The 12,074-nt window shown below is 63.4% G+C and carries 10 protein-coding genes and 1 pseudogene; 3 read left to right on the top strand and 8 right to left on the bottom strand.

The window, feature by feature from the left end:
• Positions 1-27: 27 nt before the first annotated feature.
• From hypE to hypF, 4 genes are read right to left on the bottom strand one after another with little or no spacing between them, the layout of a single operon-like run.
• Entirely contained in the window at positions 28-1,095 is a 1,068-nt protein-coding gene (hypE, locus tag MAAFP003_RS12780) for a hydrogenase expression/formation protein HypE (protein WP_096287440.1), read from the bottom strand.
• Positions 1,088-2,191, bottom strand: a complete 1,104-nt coding sequence (gene hypD, locus MAAFP003_RS12775) for a hydrogenase formation protein HypD (RefSeq protein WP_096287438.1) — start codon at positions 2,189-2,191, stop codon at positions 1,088-1,090. Before hypD ends, hypE begins: the two co-directional genes overlap by 8 nt.
• Positions 2,188-2,463, bottom strand: coding sequence for a HypC/HybG/HupF family hydrogenase formation chaperone (locus tag MAAFP003_RS12770; RefSeq protein ID WP_096287436.1), 276 nt, complete (start codon positions 2,461-2,463; stop codon positions 2,188-2,190). The genes hypD and MAAFP003_RS12770 overlap by 4 nt, the downstream gene beginning before the upstream one ends.
• A gap of 2 nt (positions 2,464-2,465) precedes the next feature.
• Positions 2,466-4,715, bottom strand: a complete 2,250-nt coding sequence (gene hypF, locus MAAFP003_RS12765; RefSeq protein WP_279304464.1) for a carbamoyltransferase HypF — start codon at positions 4,713-4,715, stop codon at positions 2,466-2,468.
• Positions 4,716-4,921: 206 nt separating this feature from the next.
• On the opposite strand from hypF, the gene MAAFP003_RS12760 reads away from it, so the two are divergent.
• Together MAAFP003_RS12760 and hypB are read left to right on the top strand one after the other, a co-directional pair.
• Entirely contained in the window at positions 4,922-5,263 is a 342-nt protein-coding gene (locus MAAFP003_RS12760) for a hydrogenase maturation nickel metallochaperone HypA (RefSeq protein WP_096287434.1), read from the top strand.
• Positions 5,264-5,275: 12 nt separating this feature from the next.
• Positions 5,276-6,091, top strand: coding sequence for a hydrogenase nickel incorporation protein HypB (hypB, locus tag MAAFP003_RS12755; protein ID WP_096287432.1), 816 nt, complete (start codon positions 5,276-5,278; stop codon positions 6,089-6,091).
• Here the strand turns inward: hypB and usfY are convergent.
• Positions 6,085-6,384, bottom strand: coding sequence for a protein UsfY (usfY, locus tag MAAFP003_RS12750; protein WP_096287430.1), 300 nt, complete (start codon positions 6,382-6,384; stop codon positions 6,085-6,087). The two genes, hypB and usfY, sit on opposite strands and share 7 nt — an antisense overlap.
• A 106-nt stretch (positions 6,385-6,490) precedes the next feature.
• Entirely contained in the window at positions 6,491-7,507 is a 1,017-nt protein-coding gene (locus tag MAAFP003_RS12745) for an acyl-ACP desaturase (protein WP_096287428.1), read from the bottom strand.
• Positions 7,508-7,718: 211 nt separating this feature from the next.
• Between MAAFP003_RS12745 and MAAFP003_RS12740 the strand changes: the two are divergent.
• A pseudogene (locus MAAFP003_RS12740) lies at positions 7,719-9,278 on the top strand (APC family permease); the annotation flags it as partial.
• 129 nt (positions 9,279-9,407) lie between these two features.
• Here MAAFP003_RS12740 and MAAFP003_RS12735 read toward each other — a convergent pair.
• Together MAAFP003_RS12735 and MAAFP003_RS12730 are read right to left on the bottom strand one after the other, a co-directional pair.
• Complete coding sequence (locus tag MAAFP003_RS12735) at positions 9,408-10,325, bottom strand: SDR family NAD(P)-dependent oxidoreductase (protein WP_096287424.1); 918 nt, start codon at positions 10,323-10,325, stop codon at positions 9,408-9,410.
• A 113-nt stretch (positions 10,326-10,438) separates the two neighbouring features.
• A complete protein-coding gene (locus MAAFP003_RS12730) occupies positions 10,439-11,989 on the bottom strand; it encodes a flavin-containing monooxygenase (RefSeq protein ID WP_165796395.1) in 1,551 nt (516 codons plus the stop codon).
• Positions 11,990-12,074 lie beyond the last annotated feature (85 nt).

Below are 12,074 nucleotides of genomic sequence, written 5' to 3'. Positions count from 1 at the left end.
ACGTCGAGATCTCCGGGCGGACCGGACCTAGCAGATGCGCGGAAGTTGCTCGCCCAGTTGACGTTCGATGACCTGTGTGGTGCCAAACGGCGTCCTGCCCACCACCAGGCCGGGATGTTCGGCGACAACTCGGCCGATGATCGCGGCGTTGGCCCCCTCGGGACGCGACCGCATGGCGTCCAGCACTGCCTCACTGTGCGCGGGGTCGATGAAAGCCACCATCTTTCCCTCGTTGGCCACCTGCAGCGGGTCCAGCCCGAGGAACGAGCATGCCGACGAAACCGTCTCGGGGACAGGGATTGCCGCCTGATCGAGTTCGATACCAACCGAGGCAGCGCGGGCGATCTCGACGACCGCCGCAACGAGGCCACCACGGGTAGGGTCGCGTAGCGCGTGCACGCCGGCACCGGCGGTGGCGAGCATGGCCGCAACCAGTCGGTGCAGCGGTGCGCTGTCGGTCGTGACGACGGTGCCGAAGTCGATGCCCTCGCGCACGCTCATGATGGCGACGCCGTGTTCGCCCAGGTTGCCCGACACGATGATGTGGTCGCCGACGCGGGCCCTCTCCGGCCCGACGTGCACCCCCGCCGGCACGACACCTATCCCGGCGGTGTTGACGAAAAGCTGGTCCGCACCGCCCCTGGCAACCACTTTGGTGTCACCGGTGACGATGCCGACCCCGGCGGTGGCGGCGGCCCTGCCCATGGTTTCGGCGACCGCGCCGAGCACGTCCAGATCGAGTCCCTCCTCGAGAATGAACCCGGCCGTCAGCGCGAGCGGTTGGGCTCCGCTGCAAGCCAAGTCGTTGACGGTGCCGTTGACCGCCAGGTCGCCGATGTTGCCGCCCGGAAAGAAAAGAGGTTGCACCACATAGGAATCGGTGGTCAGCGCGATCCGTCCGCCCGCGATGTCGACCAATGCGGAATCACGGGGCGCGCCGGCCGCGCCACCGAACGCGGGCAGAAATAGATTCTCGATCAGTTCCTCGGAGAGCACACCGCCACCGCCGTGGCCCAGCACAATGCGTTTCGTCTCGCGCAACGGCAGCGGACACACCCAGTCGGCCGGATCGGTGGCGACGCGAGACTCAGGCATGGGCAGCGGCTTCCAACCGCCGGAACTGGTAGTAGGCGGCGCAGGCGCCTTCGCTGGACACCATGGTCGCGCCGAGCGGCGTGCGCGGTGTGCATGATTTTCCAAACGCCGGACATTCGTTGGGTTTCAACAGGCCCTGCAACACTTCCCCGCTGTGACATTCCGCCGATTCGGAGACCCGCAGATGCCCGACCCCGAACTTCAATTCGGCGTCGAACTCCGCGTAGCGTGGGGACAGCGTCCATCCGGACTTCGGGATCAGGCCAATGCCGCGCCATTGTCGATCCGTCACCACGAACACCTCCGCGAGGGTCTGTTGCGCGACCGCGTTCCCCGCGGCGGTCACCGCGCGCGGATAGGCGTTGCGCAGCTGTGGGGTGCCCGCCTCCAGCAGGTCGACAGCTTGCCGCACGCCTTCGAGCAAGTCCAGCGGCTCAAAACCGGTCACCACGATGGGAACCCGGAATTCATCGACCAGCGGCCCATATTCGCCGGTGCCCATCACCGTGCACACGTGTCCGGCCGCCAGAAAGGCCTCGACCCGGTTGGTCGGAGAGCTCAAAATCGCCGTCATGGCCGGGGGCACCAGCACATGCGAGACCAGCATGGAGAAGTTGGTGAGCCCGAGTCGCTGCGCGTGCACAACCGCCATCGCGTTGGCCGGCGCGGTGGTCTCGAAGCCGACACCGAAGAACACCACCTGCTTGTCGGGATTGTCCGCCGCCACCCGAGTGGCGTCCAACGGCGAGTACACGATTCGGACGTCACCACCCCGAGCGCGCACACCGAACAGATCCTGACTACTGCCCGGCACCCGCAACATGTCACCGAAGGAGCAGAAGATCACGTCATCGCGGGCCGCGATCTCCAGCGCACGGTCGATCATCTCCAGCGGCGTGACACAGACCGGGCATCCGGGTCCGTGAATGAATTCCACCGCACCGTCCAGCAATTGGTCAATTCCGTTGCGAATGATCGAATGTGTCTGCCCACCACAGACTTCCATGATGGTCCAAGTCTTGGTGACGCGCCTTTTGATGTCGGCGACCAAGGTGCGCGCGGCCGCTGGATCACGGAATTCATCGAGATATTTCATGCCGGCTCCCTCCTGCCCTGGCCTTCGTCGCCGGCCAGCTCCTCGTCCAGCACGCCGAGTTCGTGGAACATTCGTAACGTCTCATTTGCCGAGGCCTCGTCGAGTCGGGTGATGGCGAATCCGGCATGAACGATGGTGTACTCCCCGATCTGCATGTCCGGAAGATAGGCAAGGCACACGGTTTTGGTGGTGCCGCCGAAGTCGACGGTGCACATCCGCGTCCCCGCCTCGTCCCAGGTGTCGATGACCTTTCCGGGAATTCCGAGACACATAGTTATGCCCCCCTTTCTTGCCGCCGTGCCGCGATCACGGCCTGACCTAACGCAAGTCCGCCGTCGTTGCACGGCAGCACCGCATGAGTCAGCACCTCGAAACCATTGTCGGCCAATTCGCTACGCAGACCGTCGCGCAGCACCCGGTTGACGAACACACCGCCGGTCAGCCCGACGGTACCGACGTCGCCGGCCACCTGACCGACCGCCTCAGCCGTGGCTCGGATGACGGCGGCGTGGAACCCGGCGGCGAGGTCGGCCGGCGTCGTGCCGGCTCGCAGTCCCCGCACCAACTCGGTGATCAACGGCATCGGGTCCAACTCACCGTCGGTCACCTCGAAGTCCAGCGGTGCCGGTCGGCCCCGGCGCGCCAGGTGCTCGAGTTCGACGGCCGCCTGCCCCTCGTAGCTCACCTGCTGGCACACGCCGAGCAGGCTGGCGACCGCGTCGAACAAGCGGCCCATGCTGCTGGTCTGGACGCATCCGATGCCACGCGGAAGCTGTTGGGCAAGGACGTAACGTGCCTGCGCACTGAGACTCTCGACGGCCGGGAGATCCGGCGCCCACTCGATTCCGGCGCGGTACAGCAGGTCCAGGGCGATGCGGGCCGGCTGACGCACGGCCCCGTCGCCGCCGGGCAGTGCGAACGTCTTGAGGTGTCCGACCCGGGTGCAGGCGGCCGGGTCGCTGACCATCAGCAGTTCACCGCCCCAGATGGTGCCGTCGGTGCCATAGCCGGTGCCGTCGAACGCGACCGCGAGCATCGGGGAGGCGAGCCGGCCGTGCTCGGCCAGCAGCGATACCGCGTGGGCGTGGTGATGTTGCACCCGCACGACCGGCCGCTCCTGCCGTTGCGCCCAGCCGGTGGTGGCATACGACGGATGCAGATCACACGCGATGACCGTGGCATGCCGGTCGGTCATGAACGCCAGGTGGTCGAGCGCCGACTCGAAACAGGTCTGGGTCCGCGGGTCGGCCATGTCGCCCAGGTGCGACGACAGGTGCGCGTTTCCGTCGGAGGACAACAGACAAAACGTGGTCTTGAGGTCCCCACCGGTTGCCAGCACGACGGGGGCGTCGGCCGCCGCGGGGACCGAGACTGGAAGCGGCGCGTAACCGCGGGATCGTCGGATCGGCACCACGCCGCCGTCGTCGTCAACCGTGAGGACCGAATCCTCGCACGGCACGTGGATGGGCCGGTCGTGCGTGAGCACGGCATCGGCCAGCCCGTCGATCCAGGTCAGGTCGCGATCGCGGAAGACGATCGGCGATCCCCCGTTGTTGGCCGACGTCATCACCAACGGCACCGGCCCCAAACGATCGAAGAGCAGATGGTGAACGGGCGAGTAGGCCAGCATCACGCCGATTTCGGACAGTCCGGGCGCCACGCCGGCGAGCATCGAGTCGTCCCGGGCGGCCCGCAAGACTATCGGCGCCGCGGGCGACTGCAGCAGTTCAGCCGACGCGGCGTCGATATGGCAAATACGTTGCGCCGCAGTGATATCCGCTACCATCACCGCAAACGGCTTGGCGGGTCTGCCTTTTCGGCGCCGCAGATCCGCGACCGTCGCGGCATTGTCGGCTCGGCAGGCAAGATGGAACCCGCCGATGCCCTTGATGGCGACGATCAGGCCGTTCTCGAGCGCGTGCGCGGCGGCGGCTAGTGGTTCGAGGCCACCACCGGGACCGCGCCAAGACAGCGTCGGTCCGCAGTCGGGGCAGGCGATGGTTTGCGCGTGGAACCGTCGGTCGGCGGGATCTCGGTACTCGGCCGAACAGGTGGCGCACATCGGAAACTGCGCCATGGTGGTCGCGGGCCGGTCGTAGGGCAGGTCGGTGATCACCGTGTAGCGCGGGCCGCAGTTGGTGCACGTGATGAACGGGTGACCGTGACGACGGTCGTCGGGGTCGCGGAGTTCGCGCAGGCAGTCGGCGCAAACGGCGATGTCCGGAGGCACCAGCGTGCGTCGGTCGGCGACGGTTCGGCTGTCGACGATGCGAAATTCGGATTCGCCATTCGGAGGCAGTGCGATGGCCTCGATGGAATCGATGCGAGACATCGGCGGGCGGTCGACGCTGATCGCCGAGACGGCCGCCTGGACCGCATCGGGAGCGCCCTCGAACTCGCAGTGCACCGAGCCGGAATCGTTGTACACACACCCCGCCAGGCCGTGACGTGCCGCGATGCGCGCGACCGCGGGGCGGAATCCCACGCCCTGAACGACCCCGGCAATATGGAGGCGCAATCGCACGCTCGCTAGCGCCCCACGCTGACTGCCCACCACCAACCTCCTGAGCAGCAAGGACCCCCGCGCCTATGGGCTGGCGGCACGGGCGGTCACGCCCAGGCTAGACCGGGCCCCGATGTGTCGACAATCACAATTTCGCACACAAAGTCTGCGTTTTTCCGCAGTTTATTTTCGCGACAGCGTTGTCCCCTGCGAGGCAGCATGGTGTAGTGCACGAACTGTCGCTGTGTAGGGCCATCGCCGGTGTCGTGAAGCCCCATGCGGCGAGTCGTCACGTCGATATCGTCCGAGTCCGAGTCGGCGCGCTACGACAGGTGGTGCCCGATTCTCTGGAGTTCTGTTGGTCGTTGGTGTGTCAGCACCTCGACGGCAACATGGTCGATGCCGAGCTGGAACTCGACCTGGTGCCCGCCGAGGTCCTGTGCCACACCTGCCGGCAACAGTCGCGGATTGAGTCTCGGTTCTCGGTCTGCTGTCCGAGTTGCTCGAGCACCGACGTTGACGTGGTGTGCGGCAACGAGTTTCTGGTCACGTCCGTCGAAGTGTCATGAAAGGGCAAGTGCGTGGGTAGATTTCATCGTCACGACGACGGCACGGTACACAGTCATGACCACGACCCCGAGGGTCACCAGCACGAGCACGGCGACCACAGCGGATATGCGTCCGGCTCACAGCGCATCGAGGTACTCGAGTCCATCTTCGCCGAAAACGACAGCCGCGCCGCCATCAACCGCCACGCCTTCGAGACCAACGGCATCCGCGCCTTGAACCTGATGAGCTCGCCTGGATCGGGAAAGACCACGGTGCTGGCCGCCACCCTGGACGCACTCGCCGCCGAATTGTCCCTCGGGGTGATCGAAGGCGACATCGCCACCGACCTCGACGCCGCGAAGCTCGACGGCCGGGGTGCCCAGATATCACTGCTCAACACCAGCAATGGCTTTGGCGGTGAGTGCCATCTGGACGCCCCCATGGTCAACCGAGCACTGCAGGGGCTGGAGCTGGCGGCACTGGACCTGGTCATCATCGAAAACGTCGGCAACCTCGTCTGCCCGGCCGAATTCGACGTCGGCGAGCACGCCAAGGCGATGGTCTACTCGATCACCGAGGGTGAAGACAAACCACTGAAATACCCGGTCATGTTTCGGTCGGTGGATGTCGTGCTGCTCAACAAGATCGACCTGGCACCCCACCTCGACGTCGACATCGCGACTTACGTCGACCACGTTCGACAGGTAAATCCGACCGCAGACATTCTTCCGATAAGTGCGCGCACCGGCGACGGCATGACGACGTGGTTCAACTGGTTGCGGCGGTTCTGCTCCCCAAATGATGCTGTCGCACCTGACCTCCTGATCCGTGAGACCGCGGATCAGTAGCTCGGGCGTCGCAAGGAATACACCGAAAGCCAACGGCTTTCAATCTTCAACACCCGACGATGCTCCAGCACGAGCCAAACCAGGCCGGCAACGATCGCTGGTACTCCGACCATAACCATCGTCAGCGTCCAGTCCTGGTGCCCATACGCTGCCGCGGCTACGCCGCCAACCAGCGACGCGACACCCAGCACTATCGCCATCAGCCCCGGCCAACACAGTCGGTCGATGAAGAATTCGCCGGCATGCGGACACGTCGTACGGAAATGATCGGTCGGATCTGCGGTGTCACCCATGGCTTCTCCTCGGTAGAGCTGAGACGAAGCTAGTGGTGACGACTCGATCGGCCGTCCCCCATCCGGGTGGTCGGCGACGTGATTCTAATTATGGCGTCAGCGATCCTCAGTGCCCGCTGAGCGTCAGCGTTCCCTTCGTTTGAAGCACTTTGCTGGCGGTGATTTTCTCGGTCTTACGCGCCTCGCGCTCCAGGTAGCGCTGCTTGGATTCGTCGAATTTGTCGGAGGCTTCTTCGAGTTCTTTGACCAGCGCGGCGAGATCGTCGCGCATCCGTGCGGCCTCACCGGAGAAGTCTTCCCGTTCGAAGATGCGCCACTTCTTGAGCACGGGCATGACCACCTCGTTGAGATGGATACGCGGGTCGTAAACACCGCCGACGGCGATAATTACCGCCTTACGCCGGAACTCCGGGACCGTGAACCCGGGCATCTTGAAGTTGCGCAGGATCCGGTGCACCGATTTCATCGCTTGATTGGGCGCGATGTCCAAACCTGCGGCGCTGACATCCCGGTAGAAGATCATGTGCAAGTTCTCGTCGTGCGACACCCTGGCCATGAGCTGTTCTGCGATCGGGTCATTGCTGACTTTGCCCGTGTTGCGGTGCGAGACGCGGGTGGCCAATTCCTGAAACGAGACATACATGACGGAATCAAACAAGCTCTCAGCAAACATATCGCCCTGCCGATTCTGGCCGGGGCTGAAACCCCGCGTCATTTGCTCGAGGCGGAGCTTTTCCAGCTCTACCGGGTCGACCGCGCGGGTGACCACCAGGTAATCACGCAGCGCCGTGCTGTGCCTGGACTCTTCCGCGGTCCACCGATTCACCCATTGCCCCCACGGGCCGTCCATGCTGAAGTTCATCGCGATCTCGCGGTGATAGGACGGTAAATTGTCCTCGGTCAGCAGGTTTTGAACAATCGCCACCTGGGCGACGTCGGGGAGCCGGGTCTGCCCAGGCTCCCAATCCTGGCCGTCGAGCGCATAGAAATTTCTGCCATCCGACCAGGGCACGTAGTCGTGCGGATTCCATTCCTTGAACATCGACAGGTGGCGGTTGAGTAGCTTCTCAACCACCGGTTCGAGTTCGCGGAGTAGCTGCACGTTAGTAAGGTCCTTGGACACGGAATCCCCTCAGTTATCTCTCTACATGATGTATATGTGTCGTACGGTTACATTAAGATGGCACACGCGGGATGAAGGGAAATAGGGTCCAAAGTCCTTTTACGACCCGAGCCGGCGTAGCGAGCGATCAGACGGCCACTGGCGCAGCCACTTTCGGCGCCGGGTTCAGACTCATGGCCGCGCCGGGGCATGATGGTCGCAGAGCGGTGCGATGAGCAAAGGTGAGGTCATGACCGGTCCGGAGAGCGGCACTGTAGCGGCGGCCGTCACGGGCAAAGGCCTCAGGGGCGGCGCGCTCGGACTGCTCTCCAGCGTGGTGGTCGGATTGGCGTCCATGGCGCCGGCCTACAGCCTTGCCGCGACACTGGGTCTCATCGTGGCTAGTGGCGGCGCGCAACTCTGCGGCGTCAAAGCCCCAGCCGTCGTTCTCATTTCATTCATCCCGATGTACTTGATCGCCACCGCCTACCAGGAACTCAATAGGGCCATACCGGACTGCGGCACCACGTTCACATGGGCGTCGCGGGCATTTGGACCCATCGTCGGCTGGCTGGGCGGCTGGGGCATCATCGCCGCAGAAGTGATTGTGATGGCCAACCTGGCCGAGATCTCCGCGGCTTATTCGTTCAGATTCGCCGCAGACCTGGGCTGGCTTTCGTTCGCGGACGGGACCAATAACGGGGTCTGGCCGACAGTGGTAGGCGTGTTATGGATAGCGACGATGACCTATATCTGCTACCGCGGAATCCAGGTCTCGGCCAGACTGCTGCACGCGCTGCTGGCCTTTCAAATCGTGGTGCTGGTTGTGTTCTCGGTGGTCGCACTGGTCAAGACGTATACCCTTGATGCACAGGGGGTTTCGCTGCACCCGTCGCTGTCCTGGTTTTGGCCCGGCGGTCTTGATTTCGGCACCACCATCGCCCCAGCAGCCCTGATGGCCATCTTCATGTACTGGGGCTGGGACACCGCCGTGGCATGCAACGAGGAATCCGACGACCCCAGCCGCACGCCCGGGCGCGCCGCCATCATCTCGGCTCTCCTGCTGCTCGCGACCTACACCCTGGTGACCGTGTCGGCCATCGCATTCGCTGGTGTCGGGACCCAGGGCATCGGACTGAGCAACCCCCACAACTCGAAAGACACCTTCGCAGCGATCGGTCCAGCACTGTTCGGCGACGGCATCTTCGGAAGGATCGCACTGCTGTTGCTGACGACGTCGATCATGACGTCTGCCCTGGCGTCGGCGCAGACGACGATCTTGAAGACGGCGCGCACCACCTTGTCGATGGGGGTCTTCAAGGCGCTGCCGGCGTCGTTCGCGAAGACGCACCACCGCTACCTGACGCCGACCACCTCGACCGTCGCGGTCGGCGTGGTGTCCGTCGTTTTCTACGTCCTTTTCACGCTCATCAGCGAGAACCTGCTCGCCGCGCTGATCGGATCGGTGGGGTTGATGATCGCGTTCTACTACGGGCTCACCGGATTTGCGTGCGCGTGGTACTACCGCAACACCCTCACCAGCTCAGTGCGAAATCTTGTGATGCGCGGCGTCATCCCGTTGCTGGGCGGCGTGACCCTGCTGATCGTTCTCATCTACGGGCTCAACCAGTACGCCCGGCCCGAGTGGCTGACCGACGACAACGGCAACAACATCACGATCCTCGGAGTCGGCGCCGTCGCAGCGGTTGGCATCGGCGCGCTGCTGCTGGGATCGATCCTGATGGTGATCTGGTGGGCGATCGCCCCGGACTTCTTCCCCGGCCGCACCATGACGGACGGCACCGCAGCGGATTCCGGCGCGGACGTCGCCTAATCGGCAGGCTCGTGATTGTTTCGGGGCGGGCCGAGATGGTTCGCCTGTCGGGCTGACCGTGTGGTGTTTCAGGACATGCGAATAGGGTCAAAGTGGGAAAGTAACGCCGGTCAGCTCCTCTGACACTGTCCAGAGTCGCTTCTGCAGCGCTTTGTCGTGCGATTGCTTGCTGGATCTGACTATCTTCGGATGACCGTGATTCTCGAGGATCCGGTCAGGCCCGTAGTAGTGCCCGCCCTGCGCCGCCGGGTCGGTGGCTGCACGCAGTGTCGGCAGCGCACCCATCTCCGCGCTCTGCGCCCACATGTTCCAGACCAGTTGCGCGGGTGGCCGAATCCATCCGGGCATGTTTCGCAGTAGCTCCGTCTTTGATCCGCCTGGATGCGCGGCAAGCGCAACGGTCGGGGTGCCTTTAAGGGCCAACCGGCGCTGTAACTCGTAGGTGAACAACAGATTTGCCAGCTTCGACTGGCCGTAGGCCTTGACGCGGTTATAGCTGCGTTCCGACTGCAGATCGTCGAAACGAATTTTCGCCAGGGTGCGGTGGCCGACACTGCTTACGGTCACTACCCGTGAGCCCTTGATCGGAAGCAGCCGATCAAGTAGTAAGCCTGTCAGCGCGAAGTGGCCGAGATGATTTGTGCCTAACTGCAGTTCAAACCCGTCGCGGGTGTAACCCTTATCTGTGTAGCACACACCGGCGTTGTTGATCAGCAAGTCGATACCTTCATACGCCGACCTGATCTCGTCCGCGGACTCGCGGATCGCCCGCAACGACGTGAGGTCCAGTCGTAGTACTCGGACACGGGCGTTCGGGTATTTCGCAGCGATCCGGGCCACGGCTTCTTGGCCCTTGGCCGGGTTTCGCACCGCGAGCACCACGTCGGCACCTTTGCCCGCTAGCGCGACAGCGGTGTGGAATCCGATGCCGGTATTGGCCCCCGTAATGACGGCGACGCGGCCTGCTTGGGAGGGGATATCGGCGGTGGTCCACTTAGTTCTCATCGGGAATTCTCCTAGCACTCGGTGTGCGTCTGAGGATCCATGGTTGCGCCGGTCGTCGGTTGACTAAGGATGATCTCGCGCCGCACGGCTCCGACATCGGTCGATGTCACGGTTCACCTGCGGCTGTCGTCGATGCTTTGGCGTGCAACATCGTCGCCCGAGTCGGCGGCGGCCATCCTACGTCGGGCTCGCTCCGATCCTCGGCCGATGACCCGGGCCATGAGACCGTATAGGCCTGGGCCGAAAGGCCATTGGGTCACGATGGCGCCATTCGCTCCGCGGTAATAGTTGTGAGCTGAACCCCACACCGTTCGGTTCACCTGGGTTTGAAGCCACGAGTGATAGCGATACATCCAGCCCGGCTTCACTTCGATCGCCGTGACGTGTCGCCGCTGCATCCGCTTCACGGCGCGCACGATGTACTCGGCTTGGTGCATCAGCATCGACAGGACTACCGCGCCATTGGTCCCCGGTCCATACATCATGAAGAAGTTAGGAAACGTCGGGACGGTTATGCCAAGGAATGCCTTCGGCTCTCCTTCCCAAAATTCTTGCAGCGTCTGACCGGTACTCCCCCGGACTTGCATTGTCCCAAGGTAATTCGTTGTTTGAAAGCCCGTGGCCATCACCAGCACGTCAACGCGGCGTTCGACGCCAGCCGCATCCACGATCCCGGTGGGCGTCACCGAGGCAACAGCATTCGAGACCAACTCGACGTTGTCGAGCTTGAGCGCGGGATAGAAGGAGGAGTTGAAGACCAAGCGCTTACCCCAGAACGGATAGTTGGGCGTCACGGCATCCTTGAGATCGGCCCGGTCGGCAAATTCCTTCTCAATGTTGCGCAACGCGGACCTTTGGCCAGCGTAATGGAATAACGTTCCCCGGCGAAAAGGAGTTCCACGAAGGTAGAACACCTCTGCCAGTGTCAACCACTTCAACCGAGCCCACCGGTATCCCCGCCACCCACCGATCGCAGCTCGCTCTTTAGGCGTGTAGTCGCGCGCATCTTTCGCGACAATCCAACCCGGCTCGCGTTGAAAAACATAGAGCTGCTTCACTATCGATGCAAGTTCCGGGACGATCTGGGTACCCGTCGACCCAGTCCCCACAACCGCGACTGTCAAATCCTTGAGATCGTGCTGGCTCTCCCACCGCGATGAGTGGAACTTAATGCCTTGGAATGACTCTAATCCTGGCCAGGTCGGGTAGTTCGGAATGTTCAGGAATCCCGTCGCTCCTACCAGTACGTGGCACCACGTCGTTTCACCCGTGCTCAGCGTCAGATGGTAGATGTGTGCTGACTCGTCCCACTGTGCTGATTCGACTCCCACGCCGCAATGCAGATGCGAACGCACTCCGAACTCATCGATCGTGTCATTGAGGTACCGCAGCAGCTCGGGTTGCTTGGCGTGGGTTCTGCTCCACTCGTTCGGCCTGAACGGATACGAATAAACAAACGAAACCGTGTCTACCTCGGCGCCGGGGTAGCGGTTGTGCCACCACGCACCGCCGGGCTGCTCAGCCTGTTCGTAGATTGTGAAGCTGTCGATGCGGGCCTTCTTCAGGAGCACCGCGAGGCCAATGCCGCCAAATCCCGCGCCGACTATCACGATCCGAGGCGTTCCGACGCCGCCGAACCGGCTGTGGTTGTCTGGCGCGCTCACGCTGCCGTCATCAGTTGTCGCCGAAATGGTACCCAGCGGGGCCGGCGCGGGTGTGTCGAACTGGCCGCTGAGGCGTTTGCGTTTA

Origin of the sequence: Mycobacterium ahvazicum (assembly GCF_900176255.2) — a bacterium.
Classification (GTDB): domain Bacteria; phylum Actinomycetota; class Actinomycetes; order Mycobacteriales; family Mycobacteriaceae; genus Mycobacterium; species Mycobacterium ahvazicum.
The sequence above is the reverse complement of the archived record's forward strand: the minus strand, read 5'-3'. Positions and strand labels throughout refer to the sequence as shown.

What these genes read in the sequence shown, in the direction of transcription:
- hypE (WP_096287440.1), bottom strand. Translation starts at nt 1,095, where the DNA reads ATGCCTGAGTCTCGCGTCGCCACCGATCCGGCCGACTGGGTGTGTCCG.
- hypD (WP_096287438.1), bottom strand. Translation starts at nt 2,191, where the DNA reads ATGAAATATCTCGATGAATTCCGTGATCCAGCGGCCGCGCGCACCTTG.
- usfY (WP_096287430.1), bottom strand. Translation starts at nt 6,384, where the DNA reads ATGGGTGACACCGCAGATCCGACCGATCATTTCCGTACGACGTGTCCG.
- MAAFP003_RS12770 (WP_096287436.1), bottom strand. Translation starts at nt 2,463, where the DNA reads ATGTGTCTCGGAATTCCCGGAAAGGTCATCGACACCTGGGACGAGGCG.
- MAAFP003_RS12735 (WP_096287424.1), bottom strand. Translation starts at nt 10,325, where the DNA reads ATGAGAACTAAGTGGACCACCGCCGATATCCCCTCCCAAGCAGGCCGC.